Raw genomic sequence first — 22,823 nt, forward strand, 5'->3', positions numbered from 1 at the left:
AAAATAATCTTCTTTATATAATATATGATATATCAACTACTTTATTTCTTGATATAATTACCTGTTCTTATAATTTTATCATAACAAACTATACTATATTTATAGTTTATATAACTTACAAAAGAATAAATAATTAAAGGTAAGTAATTATAAAAAAATTAATTCCCTTAAAGAAATAATATAAAATAACATTAAGAGTTAATCCAATTATTAGATTAACTCTTAATTCATTTTATTGTTTTATTAATTCTATATAATCACCTTTAACACTATCCTTCATTATCCAAAATATTTTAAGTTTTACTTCATCTAGTATTGTATCATTTAATTTTAAATATGACTTAACATAATATTCATTGTTTTCTTCATCACTTATACAAGATACCCCACTTTCACTAATTAAACTTTCTCCATTTTCAAGTATAATATTGTCAAAAGAAATACTTTTAACATCCCTTGCTTTTAAAGTAAGATTATTTCCTATAAAACTTACAAATTCAATATTGTAATCGTTAGGTTTAACTCCCTTATTTTTTAAGTCTATTATAATATTTCTATTATCTTTTCTAGCATAATACATTTCATCAAAAACAAAGGTTAAAGATTTAATACTTTCCTTTATTTCACCTTGAAGTTCTATAAAGTTATTTTCAAAACCCTGACTTTCATAAGATGAACTTACTTCATATTCATTTCCTTCATTATCTATAAGTCTAGGATTTTCAAAGGTCATATAATCATATATATCACTATTAAGCTTAAATTCCATAATAGTTCTTGTTTTACTAGTTTTTAAACTTACTACTTCTATATCTCCAATTTCAGTGTTAATAATTGTATTATCTAAGGATATATCCATTAATTCACTATTAAATATTTCTTTTTCAAGCTTTATCGGTACAGAAAAACTTGCTAGATACTCCTTGCTTAAATCATCTTTTCTTCCTTTTTCCTTGTCATAAACATTAAACTCTAAAGTAAATTCTTCATTAAATTCTTCAAAGGCTATCTCTATATATGATTCCTGTTCTCCTTCTTCATTTTTAATACTATATGGTTCTGTATAAAATGTACTCCATGATACACCTCCTGTTTCAGTAACAATACTAATATCAACCCCTAAATTTTTTTCTCCTGATATCTCATATCCTAACCAAAGTCTCTTCCAATCTCCAGCAATAGTATTTACTTTAAGCTTCACTCCATTCTTTTGCTCTTGAAAGTTAATTTCTTTAACCAGCCCCTCTTCTACAGCATTATCAAAGCCTTTATCAAAAGTCACAAGTTCTATCAGTTTATCAAGACCAGGAACTTTGCTCATAGCATAAGCTACATTTGGAAAAATGTTTACTAATACTACAAACAGCAAAAATGTGCATGCTATTCCACTTCCATATTTATAAAATTTCTTTAAATTTCTTTTTCTTCTCCCTTCTTTCAATGTCTTTCTCACCATAAAATCAAGTTCCTCAGGAATTTCTATATTTTCATATCTTAATTTTTCATCATCTAAATAATTCTTACTCATAACTCTCCTCCTTAATTTCTACTCTTAATATTTTTAATGCCTTATGCATTCTATTTTTAACAGTAGAAATAGAAATACCTAAAACCTCTGCAACTTCATCAATTTTATATCCATGAAAATATTTCAAAATTATAACATCCTTAAGCTCCTCTGGAAGAGTATCAATAACTAAACCTATTTCCGATTTTTCATCATCTACAGACTTATCCTTTAAATAATCATTCTCTACAACTACAACTTTAGAATTTTTTCTTATAAAATCTACTGCTGTATTAACTATTATCCTACTAAGATACTTATCTATAGCATTTTCATCCTTTATCTTAGATAAATTAGAGTATCCTTTCAAAATACTTTCCTGCAATATATCCATTGCATCATGATGATTTTTCACATAATAATAAGCCAACCTATAAAATTTTTCTTTATTTTCTTTTACAGAGTCTTCAAATCTCTTTTCTAAACTCCTACCCCTAATTTTAATCATTAATGTATTCTCCCATCTAAAATTATGTAAATAGTACTATTTTATTTAATTCTATTATATAGACGTATGAACAACCTATTTTGTTTAAATGTTTTTTATCGCTATTTAAAATTTTTTAAATTCTTCTATAAACTATAAATCTTAAAAATTAAGCATTATATTTTTTAGGTTTTTCTAATAAAAACACCTCAGAGGAAATTATTTTTCACTTCCCCTGAGGTATTATTAAATTTCACTTAGACTTTCAATTAAATTAATAAAGTCACCTTCATTTTTCTTATCAAGGTATATATCTATTAATGCTTTTGTTGGCATTTTATTATATCCCTTTTTCCCATAAATAAATATATACTCTATTTTTTCTCTAAATATTTCTTCATCACTTTTTAAATCTTTAATTAATTCATTAGTTTCATATATAGCAAGTTCATCTATAATCTTTTCACGTAAAGTCTCATTAAAGTTCTCGGCAAATTCACGCTCTTCTTCATTAAGTCCTTCAATATCATTATTTAATATTTTAAAAATATCCATATTATTTACTCCATATTTCTTATCTCTTCTAAACTGTTTTCTATCCTATTCAATCTTATGCGTAATTCCTCAAAATGCAATCTTTGTTTTTCATCTTGCTCTTTTAATTTATTTGGAATATGTATAGTAATATTATATATCATAAGACCAATTAAAATTATTAATAGTATTTCCATTATACCTCTCCTCTTATTTAATTATCCTTTAAACTAATAATTCTTTTCATTTTTATAATAATCTCTATTAGCGAATTTGATATAAACTTCTTTCTATCAAGTTTATTGTTCTTCTCCATCTCTATATTGCTTCATTTTAATTTTATAATTTCACTTTTCCACACATCTTCATTACCATAATTATATCTTACATTAACTGTATCTTCATCTATCCAATTTATTTCATATGAGTCAGTTGAAAATGGTCTAAATCCATCATCTATATTTATTTCAATATCTAGCGGTTTAATAAATACTCCAAATTTTTTCTCATAAAATGTGCTAATACCACTTAAAAGAAAACTTTTTTCTTCTATAACTAAATCATTAGTTCTTTGTGGAGATTTAAAAGTAAAATATTTATTTCCACTAAATAAAAACATATAAATAAACATACTTATTGCTATAATTAATACCATAGTTATAGTATAAATTAACTTTCCTAATAACATATCTTCTTTTTCACAACAGAAAAATACAATTGGACATATAATAATAATGAGAAATAAAATATAATATAAAAAATTTGGATTAATTCCAAATATAAAAAATTTTATTTTAAAAAAACAACTTAATATAATCACAGTTATAAAGATAATTATTGATATTAACCATATCTTCTTTATTATAAATTTGGACTCTCTCTTCATCTCATTTTCTTCTCTCTCCTTACTCTTTATTATCATTTCTATATTCTAAAATATCACTTCATTAGTACTCTAAAGTATTACATATTTTATATAAAATTAAAAAAATAATAACTTTTGATTTATTATTTTTAAGTACTGAAAGATTTGTCTTAGTTATTCCACCCTTTTTTAGATAGCTCATTTGTTCTAATTTTATCTTTGTCATCATAAATCTAAATTTACTATAATCATCTGGATATTGCCTTTATTATTGTATAAAAGGTCCTAATATTAGTTTTACAAAACTATACTAAGACCTTTATCAAAAACTTTATTTATTATAATTACTAAAGCTATAGATATTATTGGTTTGATTTTCTTCTATTTCCTTAGGTTTTACTTCCTTATTTGGTACTCTACGCTGACTAGAAATATTAAGTAATACTCCCATAGCACATAAATTGAATACAAGTGAAGTACCTCCATAACTTATAAACGGAAGAGGAACTCCCGTAACAGGCATACTTCCTGTTACAACTGCAATATTTATTATCGCTTGTATCCCAACTACAGAAGTAATTCCAATAGCTAATAATCTTCCATATTTATCTTTAGCTTTTGCTGCTACATTTAAACCTTGGAATATTAAAATTAAAAATAATCCAATTACAACTGTACATCCAACTAATCCAAACTCTTCACCTATAATTGAAAATATAAAGTCATTATGTGGTTCTGGCATATATAATGCCTTTTGCTTTGAGTTACCAAGACCAACTCCAAATAACCCACCTGAACCTAATGCATAAAAAGAATGAACTAATTGATATCCATCTCCAGATGCATCTTTAAATGGATTAGTAAAATTCAACACTCTCGCAATTCTATAAGGTTCTATAAGAATAGCTAATACTCCTAAGACTCCCCCCATAGCAAATATATTTGCTATATGTTTTCTTTTCATCCCAGAAACATAAAGCATTATAAATGCAACAAACATTATAACTGCTGTAATACTTAAGTTTCTTCCTACTAATACTAACCCAGCTAAAATCCCTACAAATACTAGATAAAACATAGGCCCTTTCCAAAAACTTTCTTGCATTCTACCTCTTTTTTCAATCATATATGCTAAGAAAAATACAGTTGCATACTTTGCAAGCTCTGATGGTTGGAATGATATTCCAAAAATATCAAGCCAACGTTTAGCTCCATTTACTTCAACTCCAATAAATGGCGTTACAGCTAAACATAAAATTGCTACTACATATAATAAAATTGTCGCCTTTTTATATTTATGATAATCAAATTGCATAATAATTAATAATGCAATTAACCCACCTACAGCCCAAATTATTTCTTTATATAAGAAATGAAATACATTTTCTTGTTCATATAATGCATAATATGAACTAGCTGAAAAAACCATCACAACCCCAATAGCTACAAGTGCTAAAATAGTATAGAATAAACCAAGATTTACTTCACCCATTTTAACCTTCTTCTTTTTTAAATTTTTTTTCTTAACTCTTTTAGATTTACTTACTTTTTTTCTTTGAGTTGTACTCTTATACTTATTCATATTTCACCTCCCACTTGTAGAATTAATATTCTGATTCCTCTTTAAGGATAATTTCTACTTTAGTATCTTTTTTAACTACAGTTCCACTTGGAATACTTTGTTGATATACTGTCCCAATTCCGGATATTGTATAATCCAATCCTAAATTATCTAAAATTGAAGCTGCAAATTCTACTGTAGTTCCCTTTAAATCTGGCATATTTATATTTTTTTGTATTTGCGTAGTATCTTTTGCTGTTAAAGTAATTTTAGCACCTTCTTTAACTGTTGTTCCTGGATAAGGTTCCATAGAAACAACTGTCTTTCCATTACCTTTTACCTCAAACTCTAAATTATTAGCATTTAATATTTCCTTAACCTCATCTAAAGATTTTCCTCTTACTTCCGGTATTATTACATTTCTTGATAACCCAAATCTTTCTTTTGCAAGAGGTGTATCCATATATCGGAATATTTTTGTAAATAATTCTTTCATCAATGGACTAGCAACTTGTCCTCCATAATAAATCCCTGTACTCGGTTCATCAACAGCAATAAACGCTGTAATTTGAGGATTGTCAACTGGTGCTAAAGCAACAATTGATGCAATATACTTATCTGCTGAATATCCTCCAGTATTAAAATCAACCTTTTGTGCTGTACCAGTTTTAGCTCCTACATCATATCCTTGAACAAAAGAACCTGCTGGTCCATCTTGTGTTGCTGTTCTTTCTAAATACCCTCTTAATATAGCTGTGTTTTCCTCTGATAATACATTTTTCTTAATAGTAGGTTTAATTGTTTCTTCTATAATTCTAGTTCCATTTTCATTAACTGAAGTTATTTCTTTAACTATATGAGGTTGTATTAAATCACCACCATTAGCTACAGCATTAAAAGCAGTCATAAGTTGCATTGCATTTACTGTATTAGTTTGTCCAAAAGAAATTGTTCCAAGATCTATTGGCGTTACATCTTCAGCTGCTTTTATTATCCCTTCTGCTTCTCCTGGTAAATCTATTCCTGTTAACTTACCAAAGCCTAATTTATAAATATATTCATTTAATTTTTCAATTCCTAATCTTTCTCCAAGTTCTATAAAACCAACATTACATGAATTCTTTAATATCTCAGGTAATGTTTGATTACCATGTCCTGCAGTATTCCAACATTTTACGTAAGTATCGCCATAGTGAACTCCGCCTGTACAATTGAAAATTTCATTTTCATTAACTAGTCCTTCTTCCATAGCAGCAATCATTGTAATTATTTTAAATGTAGAACCTGGTTCAAACGTATCACTAATTATCTTATTTCTCCACATATTTTGAATTTGATCGCCTTCTGTTTCACCTTCAAAAGTTTCATACCCTTCATATGGTTCATTAGGATCATAATCTGGTTTATTTACCATAGCTAATACTTCTCCATTATTTGGATCCATAATTACTACATATACACCTTTAGCTTTGTGTTCTTCTAGCCCCTTTTGAGCTACTTCTTCTGCTATTTGTTGTAATGTTCCATCTATAGTTAAAACTAAATCTTTCCCATCTACTGCTGGTGTAAGCTTATAAGGTACAAATGGCAATGTATTGCCCCAGTTATCAAATCCCCCAACTTTCATTCCTGGTATACCAGATAATTCATCATCATATTGTAGTTCTATACCTGTTAATCCATTTCCTTCTGAATTAATTCCTCCTAAAGTAGTTGCAAGAAAATTATTATTTGGATAATATCTTTCTATCTCTCTAGAAACCATAAGACCAAATATTTTTAAACTTTTCGCCTTATCAGCAAGTTCTTTACTTATAGCTCTAAGTAGATTTGGATATTGATTAACCTCTCCATTTTCAAGTTTAGCGTTCAATACTTCTAAAACTTTATTTTTATCTATTTCTAATGTATCTGCTATGGTTTTAGAAATATCTTCTTTTGTCAACTGATTTTCTTCTAAATAACTATCAATAGCACTTAAATCAAAATCAATTCTATAAACATTTGCAGATGTTACTAATGTATCACCATTTCTATCTAAAATATCCCCTCTTTTAGCAGTAATACTTAACTCATTCTGCCATTCTGAATTTGCTAAAACCTTATATTCATTACCCCTTACTAAAGTTATCCATGCAACCCTTACTATTAACCCAACTAAAATACCACAAATTATCTTTTCTACTAATCCTAATCTTTTAACAACTGATATCTTTCCATTATTTTTTTTAATCCTCTTTTTTTTCTTCTTTTTCTCCATAATTTGATTCTCCATTCATTTAACCTTAGCTTACATTACATAACTTATATTTTACTACATTTTGATTCATACCAAAAGTATTTTAATGGTAAATAAATTTAATTTTGGTATAATTCTAATATGAAATTTTTATGAAACTAACTTTAAAATTCAATATTTTTTTACATTATATTTACCACTTCATCAAAATACTATTTAATATAGTAAAAAGTGTAATAATAATATATAATAATATATTAACCTTAGTTTTTTCAATAAAAAAAGCCTTATAAAAATAACTCTGCTTAAAACAACTTACAGTTTATTTCTATACGGCTTTTTAATTTGATATTTAATTTACTTTATATATTCAGTTAAAATTTAGATATAACTTATGAGTTTTTAAATTTTTCTTTATCTATTTTATCAAAACTCTTTCCAACTGTTACTGCTGTAACCATTGTTCCGTTAACATTTAACATTGTACGTCCCATATCTAATATAGGGTCAATAGCAATTATTCCACCTGCAAGAGGGAAATATGCTCCCATTCCCATACCTGATATAACTACTGAAACAGCCATTGTTGCACTCCCTGGAAGTCCTGCTATTCCAAGTGAACCTATTACAATAATAACTACAAGCATTCCATAAAAACTTAAATCCTTAGGTGTTCCTGACATATTTGCTAATGTAACTGCCATTAATGCTGGATAAATAGCTGCACATCCATTCATCCCCATATTAGACCCTAGACTTCCAACAAATGATGCTATACCATTTTCAACTCCTACTTTATCTGTTAAAGTTTCGATTGTAACAGGTAAAGTTCCTAAGCTTGAACGTGATGTAAATGCTAATAATAATGGTTCTGCAACATTTTTAGCATATTTAAATGGATTTAATCCATTTAATGCAATTATTATTAAATGAATTACAAATACTACTGCAATACTTACATATAATGCAATTATAAAATCTACAACTTCCCAAATAGCAGCAATACCTCTACTTGCTATAGTATTTGCAAGTAATGCTACTACAGCAAATGGCATTAGTTTAATAACAGTCATTGCTATACTTGTGATAATCTTGTAAGATCCATGTACTAAATCTGTAACTGGTTTTATTACATCTGAATATTTTTTGTTTAATATTTTCATTGAATTTCCTATAAATGCAGCGAAAATTACAACTGCAACTACATTTCCACTAGCCATTGCTTCTATTGGATTTGATGGTAATAAACCTCTTAATGTATCTACAACTGGGGTAATTTCTCTTATTTCACCTGTTCCAGTAACTACTGTTTGAGATACTCCAAGCTTAAATAAATTTCCTATAACTATACCAACAATAGCTGATAAAGCTGTAGTTCCAAGTAAAACAAAAATTGATCTTGTTGTCAATTTCCCTAAGTTTTCACCTGACTTCATGTTTATTATTACTCTTATTATAGAAACAAATATTAGTGGAACTACTAACATTTTTAATAAATCCATGAAACCATAACCTATAAGGCCATACCATTTATTAACTTCTTTTATCCATGTTACATCACCTGGATTATCCGGAAAACCTGCAACTACTTGAACTAATAACCCTAATGCTAATCCTGCTAAAGTTGAAACTATCATTCTAGTTGAAAACTTTACTTTTTTCTTTGCCATTAAATTAATACCAAATAATACAATTGCTAATATGGCAATAAAAAGTATCGTTTTAAAATTTGTTATCATTATAAACTCTGATAGAAATGTACTGTTCATTTTTAAACTCCTCTTATGTTATTTTTTATATAATTATCAACCTAAATTTATTATTTAATTTAGGTTTATTATATTTCTTAATTATTTATTATACTTTAAAATACCTATTTTTCTTATATTAAAAGCTTTCATTATATGTAGTATATGATTTCTTCTTTTTCACTTTTATATTTTTCAACAAATTCTTTCAATGTAATAGAATTAAAATAATTATTAATTTTAGTATTAATTTCACTCCATAGATTGTTATTGATAAAGCTTTCTATATCATTACACTTTTCATCATTAATATCTATTAAAAAGCTTTCGCCCTCTAACGCTCTTAATATTTCACCTATTGTTATTTCTTGTGTGCTTTTCGCTAAAGTATATCCACCTTGTGCACCTTTTCTTCCAATTATTATTGATGCTTTTCTAAGAAGTGAAAATATTTGTTCTAAATATCTTTCTGATATTTCTTGTCTTTCCGATATAGCTTTTAAAGTTACACTTTCATTTTCTGAATTTATAACTAAATCTATCAAAGCTCTTAATCCATATCTTCCTTTTGTTGAAATCTTCATAATTCACCCTACTTTTTCACATTTGTATGATTTTTTAATACAATTTTTCTTTTCCTAGTATTCCTATCGGTAATATATATTATATATTAGGTTTTTTTTTTATTTTTGTCAATAAAAAGTCTAAATACACCTTAATTATTGTGTATTTAGACTTAGTGTATATTTTACAATACCTACTTCATTACCTTCTCTATTTCCTGAGGAGTATATATTATATAGTCTGCTCCTGCTTCCTTAAGCTCTCCTGTACCTCTAAATCCCCATGAAACTCCAACTGCTTTAACATTTGCATTTTTTGCAGTATTTACATCAACATCAGAATCTCCAACATAAATACATTCATCTTTATTAACACCTAAATACTCAATAACTTCATACACAGTTTTAGGATCTGGTTTAACTGGATGGTTAGGTCTTTGTCCATAGGCTATATCAAATGTCTCTCCAAAATATTTCTTTACTACACTTTCTGCAAACTCATGAGGTTTATTCGAAACTACTGCTAGCTTTATGTTGTTTTTCTTTAACTCTTCTAACATATTAACAATCCCTGGATAAGGTTTAGTCATATCCATCATATGCTTTCCATAGTATTCATCAAACAAACCTAAAACTTTATTTATTACTTCCTCACTATTTTTATATTCTGCAGGAACTATACGCTCAATTAATTTATACCTTCCGCTACCAACAAATCTTTTATAATCATTAACATTATGGATTTTAAAACCACAAACTTCAAGAGCATAATTACATGCATTTGCTAAATCCTCTAATGTATCTAACAATGTACCATCTAAATCAAAAATTACTGCTTTAATCATTTTATTCTCCTTGATGTCTCTAAACTAATACTTATTTAATTTTCATTATATTATAATTTATATATATAAGGAAAGATTAAGTTTCTAACGCTACACTATTATATCAAAGTATATCTATATTTTTTCTTTCACCTTTAAAATTATTTATTTTATCTCGTCTTTTTACTAATTCATTATTTATATCTTCAATATCAATTTTTTTATTAACCATAAGAACTAATAAATGATAAGCTAAGTCACAAATTTCATTTACTATTTCGTCTTTATTATTTTCTTTAGCTGCAATTATCACTTCTGTACATTCCTCCCCAACTTTTTTTAATATCTTATCAGTTCCTGTATCTAATAAATATTTAGTATATGACTTATCCTTGCCATTAATTTCTCTATCTTTAATAACTTTATATAAATCATCAAATATCACTTTACTCAATCCTCCTAAAAAAACAACTTTTTTCACCTGTATGACAAGCTGCGCCCCTTTGAATTACTTTTATTAATAATGTATCACTATCACAGTCTACCCATATTTCTTTTACTTCTTGAAAATTGCCTGATGTAGAACCCTTGTTCCATAACTCATTTCTACTTCTACTATAAAACCAAGTCTTTTTTTCATCACATGTTAACTTAAAACTTTCTTCAGACATATATGCTAACATCAAAACCTCGTTAGTTTTATAATCTTGAATTATGGTAGGAATAAGCCCTTTTCCTTTTTCAAAGTCTAAAATAATCCTATTAATATTAGTCATATTAATCCCTTCTATACCCCTTATTTTTGTTGTTTTATCTATAATACATCTTTATATATTCTTATTTATAACTTAAATATTTTATAAATTAAACTTTAAATTTATTTGTTAGTTATTAAAACTTCTAACATTAATGCCATTTTCCTTTAAATATTTTTTAACCTCTTGTATACTTATCTCACCATAATGAAAAAGCGATGCTGCTAATGCTGCATCAGCCATCCCATCTTTAAAAACCTCTAAGAAATCTTCTATTTTACCACATCCACCAGATGCAATTATTGGTACATTGGTTACTTCATTGGCTCTTTTTATAAGTTCAATATCAAAACCATTTTTAGTTCCATCTGCCTCCATAGACGTTAATAATATTTCTCCTGCTCCAAGCTTTGTCGCCTCTTCAATCCATTTTAAGACATTAATTCCTGTATCTATTCTTCCTCCATTAACAAATACATTCCACCCTTTGTTATCTTGCCTACGTTTTGCATCTACAGCAAGTACAATACATTGGTTTCCAAAATAATAAGCTCCTTCCTTTATAAGCCCTTTATTTCTAACTGCTGCTGAATTTAAACTAACCTTATCCGCTCCTGCCCTCAATATTCTTTTTATATCTTCAATATTCCTTAAACCTCCACCAACAGTAAAAGGAATAAATATTTTTTCTGCTACCCTTTCAACAACTTTTTCCATTATTCCTCGATTTTCATGACTAGCTGTTATGTCTAAAAATACTAATTCATCTGCTCCTTGATTATAGTAATATTCACCTAACAACACAGGATCTCCAATTTCCTTTATCCCTACAAAGTTGATTCCTTTAACAACCTTTCCATCTCTTACATCTAAACAAGGAATAATTCTTTTAGTATGCACTTAAGCACCTCCAACTACTTCTATTGCTTTTTTTAAGTTTATATTGCCACTATACAAAGCCTTTCCAATTATAACCCCATAAATATTAATTTCTTTAAGTTTTTTAATATCATGGATATCTCTTACTCCACCAGAAGCAGTTATTTTTATATTTACTTCTTTTTGTAACTCTTTCAACATTTCTATATTAGACCCCATTAATGTTCCATCTTTACTTATATCAGTTACTATTATGTTTTTAATACCTAGAGATTCCATATCTCTTGAAAACTCAATATAATTTATATTACTTTTCTTAATCCAGCCTCTTGTACATAAGTATCCATTTCTACAATCTACTCCTATTGCTATCTTATCTTTAAAATCAGTAATAATTTCTTTAAGAGCATCTTTATTTTCAATAGCCATAGTCCCTAAAATTATCCTACTTACCCCATTATCTACCAAATATTTTACATCATCATAACTTCTAATTCCTCCACCAACTTCTATAGGTATATTTATACTTTTTGCTACATTAATAATTATTTCTTTGTTAATAAGTCTTCCGTCTTTAGCTCCATCTAAATCAACTAAATGTATATACTTAGCCCCTGCTCTCTCAAATCCCCTTGCTATATCTAATACACTTTGTCCAACTATTTCCTTTTTCTCATAATTTCCTTGATAAAGTCTAACAGGCTTTTGCTCTATAATATCTATTGCTGGAATTATAATCATTAAATCATCTCCCCAAAATTTCTAAGTATTTTAAGACCTATTTCTCCACTTTTTTCTGGATGAAATTGTGCTCCATAAATATTATCTTTATTTACTAACCCAGGAATTTTTACTCCGCCATACTCTGAATATGCTACTAAATTTACATCCTCCATATCTCTTGCCATAAAACTATGAACATAATAAACAAAGTTTTCTTCCGAAACTCCATAAAGAATATTATTATAATTGTTAGTCTCCAATCTATTCCATCCTATATGCGGGAGTTTTACATATTTCTTTGGTTCTATCCTTTTTATTTTTCCTTTAATAAAACCTAATCCATTTCTAATTTCGCCTTCATATCCTTCTTCAAAAAGCATCTGCATCCCCAAACATATTCCAAGTAGTGGACATCCATTATTAACTTTATCTTTTATTGCATCTATTAATCTATAATTACAAAGGTTGTCCATAGCCTCATTAAAAGCTCCAACCCCCGGTAATATTAATTTTTCAGCATTCTTTATATCACTTATATCGCTAGAAATTTTACAAGGTAAATTTAATGTACTTAACGCATTATAAACACTCTTTAAATTTCCCATTCCATAATCAATAATAACAATCATCTCCAAATGCCCCCTTACATATTAGCTGTAAATTCAAAATTATATTTTACCTTTAGATGATGGTATATTATTTCCGGATATCTCTATAGCTTCTTTTAATGCCCTTCCAAAAGCTTTAAATATCCCTTCAATCTTATGGTGATCATTTTCTCCATACAGGACTTTAATATGCAATGTTATTCCTGAATTAAATGCTACTGCCTTAAAAAACTCCTTAACCATTTCAGTTGAAAAATTCCCTATAGATTCTCGCCTAAAATCCCCTTCGAAATATAAAAAAGGTCTTCCGCTAATATCTAAAGAGACCATTGTTAAAGCTTCATCCATAGGTATAAAACAAGTAGCATATCTCTTTATCCCACGTTTTTCTCCTAAAGCCTTATTAATAGCTTTTCCCAAGCATATACCAACATCTTCAACTAAATGATGATCACATACTTCTATATCGCCTTTTGCCATTAAATTTATATCAATACCACTATGAAAAGAAAAAAGCATAAGCATATGATTAAAAAAACCAATATTAGTTTCTATTTTATTAGTGCCATTACCATCTAAATTAATTTCCATATTTATATTGGTTTCATTAGTATCTCTTTTTATTTCCCCTATTCTTTTACACATTATTTTCCACCTCATATCCTAATGCCTTCTTAATAACGGTTATGATTAAATCATTTTCCCAACTTTCCCCAATTGAAATTCTAAAAGTATCATCATTAAAATATCTAATCAATATTCCTTGTTCTTCCATCTCAGCCTTAATTTTATCTTTGTATTTACTCTTAGCAAAAATAAAATTTGCCTTTGATGGATAAAAAGTAATTATTTCTTTGTTTCGTAATTCTATTTCTTTTAAATTTTTATATAAACGTTCTCTTTCACTTACAATTTCCTCAACGTTTTTTATCACCTTCTCTGGATGATTAATAATATTACATGCAATATCTTGAGAAAGTTGATTTAAATTATATGGAACTTTATATTTGTTTAATTCTACTACATTATCTTCATTGGAAATTAAAAAACCTACCCTAAGAGCAGCTAATCCCCATGCCTTAGATAAAGTTCGTGTAATAATTAAATTTTTATATTCATTTACATATTTAAGCATTGTTTGTCCGTAAAATTCATAGTAAGCTTCATCTATAAGAATTTTACTTTCTCTAAACACATCTAAAATTTTTAATATTTCAATATTATTTAATGTATGTCCTGTTGGATTATTAGGATTTGAAATAATTATAAGATTAGGATTTATCTCTTTTCCAAATGCTATGAAATCATCTAAAGAAAAACTGCCGTCCTCCCTTGTTTCAAACTTTTTAATAACTCCATTATTTAGAGATACATAAAAATCATACATTGAAAAATCAGGCTTAATTGTCATAACTACACTTTTTCTTTTAACATATACTGCTATTACTAATGATATCATTTCATCTGATCCATTGCCTGCTATAATATTTTCTAATGGCATATCTATTAATCTTCCATACTCTTCTCTAAGCCTCTTAGAGTCACTATCTGGATATCTATTAAACTTAGTGTTTTTGGTACTTTCAAGTGCATTCAACAAATCTTCATTATCTAAATTCTTATAACTCTCATTTCCATTTACTCTTATACCTATCTTATTATTCATAATATTTTTATACGTATTAATTTTCTTCATATTCTAATCTAACCTTTATAGAATTTCCATGAGCTGTTAATCCTTCTTCTTTTGCAAATTTTACAACTTTCTCTCCGCAATTAAGTAAAGCTTCCTTTGAATAATATAAATAGGATGATTTTTTAGTAAATGTATCTAAAGATAGTGGTGATGAAAATCTAGCACTTCTACATGTTGGTAATACATGATTTGTTCCTGCAAAGTAATCTCCCATTGGTTCCGGTGTATATTCTCCCAAAAATATAGAACCTGCATTTTTTATTTTTTCTAAGTATTCTATAGGATTTTTAAGAAGAATTTCTAAATGCTCTGGCGATATTTTGTTTGAAATGTCTATACATTCATCAATATTATTACAAACTATTATCTTCCCATAACTTTGTAAGGATTTTTTTACTATCTCTTTTCTATCTAAATCTTCAACTTTAACTTTCACTTCATTATTTACTTTTTTTGCAAGATTCATAGATGTGGTTATTAAAATTGAAGATGCCATTTCATCATGCTCTGCTTGAGCCATTAAATCTGCTGCTATAAACTTTTCATTTGCAGCTTCATCTGCAATTATTAACACTTCACTTGGACCTGCAATCATATCTATTCCTACTTTTCCATAAACCTGTCTTTTTGCCTCTGCCACATATGCATTACCTGGTCCTACAATAGTACAAACAGCTTCTATAGTTTCAGTTCCATAAGCTAATGCAGCTATAGCTTGTGCTCCACCTACCTTAAATACTTCATCTACTCCTGAAATTTTTGCTGCTGCTAAAATATTCTTATTTACTTCTCCATTTAAACTTGGTGGTGTTACCATTACTATTTTTTTAACTCCTGCTATTTTAGCTGGAATTACATTCATCAATACTGATGATGGATATGCAGCCTTTCCCCCTGGTACATATACACCAACACTCTCTATTGGAATTATTCTTTGTCCCATATATACTCCATTTTCTTTAGTATATATATAATCTAACTTTTTTTGCTTTTCATGATATGCTTTAATATTTTCTTTACTTTCCTTTAATATATCAATAAATTCTTTATCTACAGAATTATATGCTTCTTCTATTTCATCTTCCGTTACTCTTAAATCTTCTAACATTATATTATCAAATTGTTTAGTAAAATTTATTAATGCTCTATCTCCATAATCTTTAACCGTCTCTATAATATTTCTAACTTTATCTTCTATGTTGTTTGACTTTGTATTATTTCTTTCCTCAAGGATTTTTAGTAGATTGTTTTTTTCATATTTTGAATACTCTATTACATCTATCATAAAATTCGCCCCCTTATAGCTATAATAACTATGTTTATTTAATACATCTTCTTATTTTATTTAGGAATCTATTAATTTCATTGCTTTTAAGTTTAAAGCTAGATTTATTTATAATAACTCTTGTACTAATATCACAAATTTCAGCTAAAACTATTAATCCATTCTCTTTTAAAGTAGTACCTGTTTCCATAATATCTACAATAGCATTGCTAATTCCTAGTATAGGTGCTAACTCTACAGAACCTTCTATTTTTATTACTTCAACATCCATACCTCTACTTTGAAAATATTTTTTTGTTACTGTTGGATATTTACTTGCTATTTTTATATGCCCACCATTATTAAATATATTGGAATCTGGAAGTGCTGCTACAATAAATTTACATTTACCTAATCCTAAATCAAGTACCTCATAATAATCCTCTTCCCGCTCTAGCAAGGTATCTTTTCCTACTATAGCTATATCTGCAACACCATGTTCAACATAAGTTACTGTATCATTAGCCTTAACCAAAAAATACTTTATATCTTCTTTAGTATCATTGAACACTAATTTCCGCCCCTTATTTTTCAGCTCATCTATACCAAAGTTTGATTTTTCTAAAATTTTTATTACTTCTTTTTCAATTCTTCCTTTAGTTAATGCTATGCTTATGCTCATACTCCACCTCCTACTTATTTTTATATTTAATATTTACTCTTTTTCCTTCATTTGTTTTTATAATAGCTTCTTTTAACATACTGATAGGATTATTATTATCAATAGTAACTTCAAGATATTTATTTTTATTATTATAATTAATATTAATTAATTCATTTATATCAATTGAAAAACCTATTGCCGGTTTATCTTGTCCAAAATTTTTTAATAACCCATTATATCTACCTCCCCTTAATATAGCCTTTCCAATACCATCTATATACCCTTTAAATATGATTCCTGAATAATAATCAACTCGTGGTACCATACTTAAATCTACAGTTATATACTTTTCATATCCTAACTCTTTTAAGGATAGATATAAATCTTCTAAATATATAATACTCTCAGTCATATTTTTATTAACTGATAATTGTTTCGCTTTTTCTATCATTTCATATCCACCAAAAAGCCAAGGTAATTTATTTAAAAACTCTTTATTTTCTTCACTAATATCAAGTAATTCTAAAGCTTCCTTTAAACTAATTAAACTCTTATTATTTATAAGATTCATTATTACTTTTTTCTCTACTCCATTAATTCCTATTCCACTTAAAGCTGCTTTTGAAATATTAACATTTCCAATTTCTATTTTAAATTTTTTATTACCTATAGCTTTTAATGTTTCAATAGCTGTAACTAAAACTTCTAAATCAATATTTTTTCCATCTAATCCTACAAATTCAATACCACAATCTAAATATTCATTTTTTTTTCCTTCTAAGCTTTCATGAACTCTAAATACTTTTTCTGAATAATAAAGTTTTACAGGTAATGATATATCCCTAAATTTAGTATTAATCATTCTTGCAACTGGTACTGTCATATCTGGCCTTAATACTAAAATTCTTCCTCTATTATCAAAAAACTTATACATTTCTTCTTCTTTTAAGCTTTGTGACTTATGATTAAAAGTTTCATAGTACTCAATAGTTGGTGTTGATATTTCGCTATAACCCCATTTATCAAATATATCTGTTACCTTGTCAACTATTCTCCTTCTTTTTATGCATTCATCAATTGTAAAATCCCTTGTCCCTTCTGGTATTACATTGCTTATTTTAATCACCCCTTTTATTTTATAAACTAGCTTATTGCACTTTATCATACTAAAGTTAATAACAATATACCCTTTATGGATATATTTGTCAATTATTATTTTGATTATTATTATTTTATTTTTTTAATAAATTAGTAATAAAAAACTCTTTTATTTAATAAATATAATTTTTATTAAATAAAACTTTCTCAAAATTCATTTAAGAAAAATAAAAAAAACCATAATATATAAGATTTTTAATCTAAATATATATTATGGCTATTCCTATATAAAATATTAAATTTACTTAATTGCGGAATCCACTTCTTCTACCATTTTCATTGTAGATGTAAATCCACCAGTTGAAGTGTACCAAATTGCAGGATCTAAATAAACAATATTATCATTTTTATATGCATCTGTTTTCTTCATTAATTCATTATCAAATAATTCTTTTGCAGAAGTAGTTCCACCAGCAATAGCAGCTCTATCAACTACAAATAAATATTGAGGATTTTTTTCAACAACATACTCAAATGATGCTTTTTGTCCATGTGTTGAAGATTCGATAGTTGTATCAACTGGAATTACTCCAAACCCATTGTGAATTATCCCAAATCTTGATTCTGCACCATAAACACTAAATGAACCATCATTGGCTAATGCTATAAGACCATTAACATTCTTTTCTGTAACTTTTTTATTTAAAGCTTCTATTGCTTCTGTTATAGTTTCAAGTTCCTCTACAACTGACTTTTCTTCGTTAAATATTTTACCTAAGGTATTCATATTAACTGTAAAAGATTCTAAATAATTTTCATTATCTACTCCTAAATGAATTGTAGGAGCTATTTTATTTAACTCTTCATAATAATCAGCTTGTCTACCTGATATTATTATTAAATCTGGAGATAATTCAAATATTTTTTCCATATCTGGTTCTTTTAAACTTCCTATACTTGAATATTCTTCAGTAGAATATTTAGTTAAATATTCTGGTAATCCACTTTGAACTACCCCTACTATTCCATCTATTCCTAATTTATCTAAAGAATCTAATATACCATAATCAAATACCACTATTCTACTTGGATTTGTAGTAACTGTAGTTTCTCCAAGTTCATGAGAAACAACAATACTTTCTCCTGCTCCTTTATTTTCTGCACCTACAAATTTAGTAACTCCAAATACTCCAAGAACTACTACTAGTAATACTACTATTGATAAAATTGTCTTTTTACTCATTATTATTACACCTCTTTTAAATTTTATTTATATTTAAACTAATCTCTAAATCCACATTTTATTTAATATTGATATTCATTATCAATATATATTCTTAATATAAGCAAATTTAAAAATTTGCTTATATTAACTTCAAAATTAAATTTTATTTATAGATTTATATCATTAATTTTAAAAATACACACAAATATTTCTATTATTAATATTTTCAATATGGAAGTCTATTTCATATATATTTTCTAGTTCTTCCTTTTTTATTGTTTCTTCAGCTTTACCATTTTTAATAAGCTTTCCATCTTTTAAAGCAACTATATTATCTGAATAACATGATGCAAAGTTTATATCATGTATAACTATTACAACTGTTTTATTTAAATCATCACAAAGCTTTCTTAAAATCTTCATTATTTCAACTGAATGTTTCATATCAAGATTGTTAAGTGGTTCATCTAAGAAAATATAATCGCTATTTTGAGCTATTACCATTGCAATATATGCTCTTTGTCTTTGTCCCCCACTTAATTCATCTAAATATCTATTTTCAAACTCTTTAAGTTGCATATAATTAATTGCTTCATCTATATATTTATTATCTTCCTCTTTTAAATTACCTTGAGAATGTGGAAATCTACCAAAACTAACTAACTCTCTAATAGTTAATCTAATATTTATATTGTTAGATTGTCTTAAGATAGCTACCTTTTTTGCCAACTCTTTATTGTCCCATTTTAATATATCAACACCATCAACTAGTACTTCGCCACTATCTCTTTTTAATAGTCTGCTCATAATAGAAAGAAGTGTACTTTTTCCTGCTCCATTTGGTCCTATAAAAGAAGTAATTTTTCCTTCTTCAATATTTAAAGATACATTATCTACAACTTTTTTATTACCATAACTTTTTGTTATATTTTTTACTTCTATCATCTATTTCTCTCCTTCATAACTAAATAAATGAAATAAATTCCTCCAACAAAATTAATTATTATACTCACTGAAACTCCAAAATCCATTAAATGTTCAACAAGTAATTGTCCACCTATAAGTGCTACTATACTAATTAATATTGTTGCTACACCTAAAATATTATGCTTATATGTAGTTATAAGCTGTCTCGCAATATTTACAACAAGTAATCCTAAGAAAGTTATAGGCCCAACTAATGCTGTTGCTACAGATGTTAATACTACTACTATAACTAGCATTTTTTTTACCATTTTATCATAGTCAACACCTAAATTTATTGCTTCATCTCTTCCTAGTGCCATTACATCTAGCACCTTTAAATAATCATAAGCAAAACCTATACAAAGTATTATTATTATACTTGAAATAAATAACAACTCTGTATTTATATTATTAAAACTTGCTTGCATTTTATCTTGTACCACTTGAAACTCTACCGGATCAATAAGAACCTGCATAAATGTAGTTAAACTTTCAAACAATGTTCCACAAACTACACCAACTAATAATAGTGTAAATATATTTTTGCTACCTTTTTTAAATATAAACTTATAAATTAAGCTTGAAAATATAAGCATAGCTACTATTGTTATAATAAAATTTATATTACCATTACTTATTATTACAGAAGAAGATCCTAATAAGAATACTACTGATGTTTGTAATAATACATATAATGAGTCTATTCCTAAAATACTTGGCGTTAATATTCTATTATTTGTTACAGTTTGAAATATTAATGATGAAAACCCTATAGCTCCACCTGTTAATATCATTGCATATATTTTAGGTATTCTTCTATACATTGCATATCTTATATTGGCACTATTTACATTAATTAATAAGAATGTTCCTATTAATACTAAAGCTAATAATGACAATATAATTATGCTTCTTTTATCTTTAGTCCTCATCCTTATTCCCCCTTAATATCATATAAAGGAATATAACACTTCCTATTACTCCAACAGTTAATCCTATTGACATTTCAAATGGAAATATTATTATTCTTCCAAATATATCGCATATTAGTAAGAATATTGGCCCAAGTAGTGCTGTGTGGTATAAAGTTCTTTTTAAATTATCTCCACTATATATGCTTACTATATTAGGAATTATAAGTCCTAAAAATGGAATATTTCCTACTGTGATAAGTGTTACAGCACATATTAAAGAAACTATAGCTAGTCCAACATTAACAACTACATTATAATTTACACCTAAATTTACAGCGAAATCTTCTCCCATTCCTACTATAGTAAACTTATTAGCATATAAAAATGCTATAATTACCATTGGTATACTTAAATAAAGTAATTCATAGCTTCCTTTCATAATTAATGACATATCTCCTTCCATCCAAGAAGAAATATTTTGAACTAAATCATATTTATAAGCAAAAAATGTAGTAATAGATCCTACTATTTTCCCAAGCATCATACCTATTAACGGAACAAAAACTATATTTTTAATTTTTATCATTTTTATCATTTTCATAAACAAAACAGTACCTAACGCAGCACAAACAAATGATACAATCATTTTTTGCATAATAGTTGCCGATGGAATTACCATTATACAGAATAGTATTCCAAGCTTTGCAAAATCAGCTGTTGCTGCTGTTGTTGGTGATACGAACTTATTTTTACTTATTTGTTGCATTATAAGTCCACTAATACTAAGTCCTACTCCTGCTACTAATATAGCAATTAATCTTGGTATTCTACTTACTAATATTATATGAATCTTATCTATATCAAAATTTAATATATCTTTTATACTTACATTAGATACACCTATAAAAATAGATATAACTGATAAAATAAGCAACAAAAGAAATAGATATCTTTTTTTCATCTCTTCCTCCGTAATTATCTTTTTAATACATACAGTAAATTATTTTTTTATTTGATAGCAATTATCATTTTCATTAGTATGTTATCACCATTTTCTTCTTCTGTCTATGCTAAATTTCATTTTTTTCATATTTTTTCAAAAAAATTAAAATTGAAACATAATATTTATAGTTCATCAATCCATTGTAAACATTTTACTTGTTATATTAATGGAAATCTTTAAATAATTTAATGTAATTTTATTTCTATTTATCTATAAAAAAGAACTTTTGTTAAGAGCTAATTATATAACCATTGTTATATATAAAAATTATATTTTGGCTTGTTTGCCTACTTTTTAATAGATTATTTAAATCTTTTTTACATAACATAATAGTGTAAAGTAAATATATACTTTATAAAAAAATATATTAGGAGGGACTGATATGTCACAAAAACTAGTTCCAGAAGCAAAAAACGGATTATCAAAATTTAAAACTGAAGTAGCAAGTGAAATGGGTGTTCCTTTCACTGATTACAATGGAAATCTTACTTCTAAACAATGCGGAAGTGTTGGTGGAGAAATGGTTAAAAGAATGGTAGAACAATACGAAAGAGGAATTTAATTAAACTCTTAAGTTTATAAATTAATTTAAAAATAAGAAGCTCATATTTATAAGAGCTTCTTATTTTTCAGACTGCTGACAAAGTGTCAGTAGTCTTTAATTTTATACAAATATGTAATATAATTTAAAATATATTAA

The 22,823-nt window shown here is 26.9% G+C and carries 25 protein-coding genes; 1 reads left to right on the forward strand and 24 read right to left on the reverse strand.

Annotated features, from left to right (window positions below):
• Positions 1-232: 232 nt before the first annotated feature.
• From LPC13_RS11665 to LPC13_RS11785, 24 genes are all read right to left on the reverse strand, one after another.
• Positions 233-1,528 carry a DUF4179 domain-containing protein gene (locus LPC13_RS11665; protein ID WP_005214589.1) on the reverse strand — a complete coding sequence of 432 codons (1,296 nt, stop codon included), beginning with the start codon at positions 1,526-1,528 and terminating at the stop codon, positions 233-235.
• On the reverse strand, positions 1,521-2,015 hold the full coding sequence (locus LPC13_RS11670; RefSeq protein WP_234088821.1) for an RNA polymerase sigma factor: 495 nt from the start codon (positions 2,013-2,015) through the stop codon (positions 1,521-1,523). The genes LPC13_RS11665 and LPC13_RS11670 overlap by 8 nt, the downstream gene beginning before the upstream one ends.
• Before the next feature lie 225 nt (positions 2,016-2,240).
• Positions 2,241-2,549, reverse strand: coding sequence for a hypothetical protein (locus LPC13_RS11675; protein WP_005214585.1), 309 nt, complete (start codon positions 2,547-2,549; stop codon positions 2,241-2,243).
• 5 nt (positions 2,550-2,554) lie between these two features.
• Positions 2,555-2,725, reverse strand: coding sequence for a hypothetical protein (locus LPC13_RS11680; RefSeq protein ID WP_005214583.1), 171 nt, complete (start codon positions 2,723-2,725; stop codon positions 2,555-2,557).
• 131 nt (positions 2,726-2,856) lie between these two features.
• Positions 2,857-3,216: a hypothetical protein gene (locus tag LPC13_RS11685; protein ID WP_147576266.1), complete on the reverse strand. Its 360-nt coding sequence runs from the start codon at positions 3,214-3,216 to the stop codon at positions 2,857-2,859.
• 508 nt (positions 3,217-3,724) lie between these two features.
• Positions 3,725-4,975, reverse strand: coding sequence for a putative lipid II flippase FtsW (gene ftsW / locus LPC13_RS11695; protein ID WP_407080855.1), 1,251 nt, complete (start codon positions 4,973-4,975; stop codon positions 3,725-3,727).
• A 22-nt stretch (positions 4,976-4,997) separates the two neighbouring features.
• Positions 4,998-7,214 carry a stage V sporulation protein D gene (locus LPC13_RS11700; RefSeq protein ID WP_234088822.1) on the reverse strand — a complete coding sequence of 739 codons (2,217 nt, stop codon included), beginning with the start codon at positions 7,212-7,214 and terminating at the stop codon, positions 4,998-5,000.
• 371 nt (positions 7,215-7,585) lie between these two features.
• A complete protein-coding gene (locus LPC13_RS11705; RefSeq protein WP_005214571.1) occupies positions 7,586-8,962 on the reverse strand; it encodes a cation:dicarboxylate symporter family transporter in 1,377 nt (458 codons plus the stop codon).
• Positions 8,963-9,093: 131 nt separating this feature from the next.
• Positions 9,094-9,525: an RrF2 family transcriptional regulator gene (locus LPC13_RS11710; RefSeq protein WP_005214570.1), complete on the reverse strand. Its 432-nt coding sequence runs from the start codon at positions 9,523-9,525 to the stop codon at positions 9,094-9,096.
• A gap of 173 nt (positions 9,526-9,698) precedes the next feature.
• The gene (locus tag LPC13_RS11715) at positions 9,699-10,349 is read right to left on the reverse strand and encodes an HAD family hydrolase (RefSeq protein ID WP_005214568.1); all 651 of its coding nucleotides are present in this window, start codon (positions 10,347-10,349) and stop codon (positions 9,699-9,701) included.
• A gap of 103 nt (positions 10,350-10,452) precedes the next feature.
• Positions 10,453-10,773 carry a phosphoribosyl-ATP diphosphatase gene (gene hisE, locus LPC13_RS11720; protein WP_040419813.1) on the reverse strand — a complete coding sequence of 107 codons (321 nt, stop codon included), beginning with the start codon at positions 10,771-10,773 and terminating at the stop codon, positions 10,453-10,455.
• Position 10,774: 1 nt separating this feature from the next.
• A complete protein-coding gene (gene hisI / locus LPC13_RS11725; protein ID WP_005214564.1) occupies positions 10,775-11,104 on the reverse strand; it encodes a phosphoribosyl-AMP cyclohydrolase in 330 nt (109 codons plus the stop codon).
• A gap of 108 nt (positions 11,105-11,212) precedes the next feature.
• A complete protein-coding gene (gene hisF / locus LPC13_RS11730) occupies positions 11,213-11,983 on the reverse strand; it encodes an imidazole glycerol phosphate synthase subunit HisF (RefSeq protein ID WP_005214562.1) in 771 nt (256 codons plus the stop codon).
• The gene (gene hisA / locus LPC13_RS11735; RefSeq protein WP_005214560.1) at positions 11,984-12,703 is read right to left on the reverse strand and encodes a 1-(5-phosphoribosyl)-5-[(5-phosphoribosylamino)methylideneamino]imidazole-4-carboxamide isomerase; all 720 of its coding nucleotides are present in this window, start codon (positions 12,701-12,703) and stop codon (positions 11,984-11,986) included. It abuts the gene before it with no gap.
• Positions 12,703-13,314, reverse strand: a complete 612-nt coding sequence (hisH, locus tag LPC13_RS11740) for an imidazole glycerol phosphate synthase subunit HisH (protein WP_005214558.1) — start codon at positions 13,312-13,314, stop codon at positions 12,703-12,705. Before hisH ends, hisA begins: the two co-directional genes overlap by 1 nt.
• Before the next feature lie 39 nt (positions 13,315-13,353).
• The gene (gene hisB / locus LPC13_RS11745; RefSeq protein ID WP_040419810.1) at positions 13,354-13,938 is read right to left on the reverse strand and encodes an imidazoleglycerol-phosphate dehydratase HisB; all 585 of its coding nucleotides are present in this window, start codon (positions 13,936-13,938) and stop codon (positions 13,354-13,356) included.
• Positions 13,931-14,959, reverse strand: a complete 1,029-nt coding sequence (locus LPC13_RS11750) for a pyridoxal phosphate-dependent aminotransferase (protein WP_234088823.1) — start codon at positions 14,957-14,959, stop codon at positions 13,931-13,933. The genes hisB and LPC13_RS11750 overlap by 8 nt, the downstream gene beginning before the upstream one ends.
• Positions 14,960-14,975: 16 nt before the next feature.
• A complete protein-coding gene (gene hisD, locus LPC13_RS11755; RefSeq protein WP_005214553.1) occupies positions 14,976-16,274 on the reverse strand; it encodes a histidinol dehydrogenase in 1,299 nt (432 codons plus the stop codon).
• 34 nt (positions 16,275-16,308) lie between these two features.
• A complete protein-coding gene (gene hisG, locus LPC13_RS11760) occupies positions 16,309-16,935 on the reverse strand; it encodes an ATP phosphoribosyltransferase (RefSeq protein ID WP_005214551.1) in 627 nt (208 codons plus the stop codon).
• A 10-nt stretch (positions 16,936-16,945) separates the two neighbouring features.
• Positions 16,946-18,082, reverse strand: a complete 1,137-nt coding sequence (gene hisZ / locus LPC13_RS11765; RefSeq protein ID WP_234088824.1) for an ATP phosphoribosyltransferase regulatory subunit — start codon at positions 18,080-18,082, stop codon at positions 16,946-16,948.
• A 234-nt stretch (positions 18,083-18,316) separates the two neighbouring features.
• Positions 18,317-19,258, reverse strand: a complete 942-nt coding sequence (locus LPC13_RS11770; RefSeq protein ID WP_005214547.1) for a siderophore ABC transporter substrate-binding protein — start codon at positions 19,256-19,258, stop codon at positions 18,317-18,319.
• 171 nt (positions 19,259-19,429) lie between these two features.
• Positions 19,430-20,185: an iron ABC transporter ATP-binding protein gene (locus LPC13_RS11775; protein ID WP_005214546.1), complete on the reverse strand. Its 756-nt coding sequence runs from the start codon at positions 20,183-20,185 to the stop codon at positions 19,430-19,432.
• Positions 20,182-21,138, reverse strand: coding sequence for an iron chelate uptake ABC transporter family permease subunit (locus LPC13_RS11780; RefSeq protein WP_005214545.1), 957 nt, complete (start codon positions 21,136-21,138; stop codon positions 20,182-20,184). The genes LPC13_RS11775 and LPC13_RS11780 overlap by 4 nt, the downstream gene beginning before the upstream one ends.
• On the reverse strand, positions 21,128-22,081 hold the full coding sequence (locus LPC13_RS11785) for an ABC transporter permease (RefSeq protein ID WP_005214544.1): 954 nt from the start codon (positions 22,079-22,081) through the stop codon (positions 21,128-21,130). The genes LPC13_RS11780 and LPC13_RS11785 overlap by 11 nt, the downstream gene beginning before the upstream one ends.
• A 424-nt stretch (positions 22,082-22,505) precedes the next feature.
• Here LPC13_RS11785 and LPC13_RS11790 point away from each other — a divergent pair, with 424 nt between their 5' ends.
• Positions 22,506-22,685: an alpha/beta-type small acid-soluble spore protein gene (locus LPC13_RS11790; RefSeq protein ID WP_005214543.1), complete on the forward strand. Its 180-nt coding sequence runs from the start codon at positions 22,506-22,508 to the stop codon at positions 22,683-22,685.
• The last annotated feature ends 138 nt before the right edge of the window (positions 22,686-22,823 follow it).

This window comes from Clostridium celatum (genome assembly GCF_021412605.1).
GTDB classification, from domain to species: Bacteria; Bacillota; Clostridia; order Clostridiales; family Clostridiaceae; genus Clostridium; species Clostridium celatum.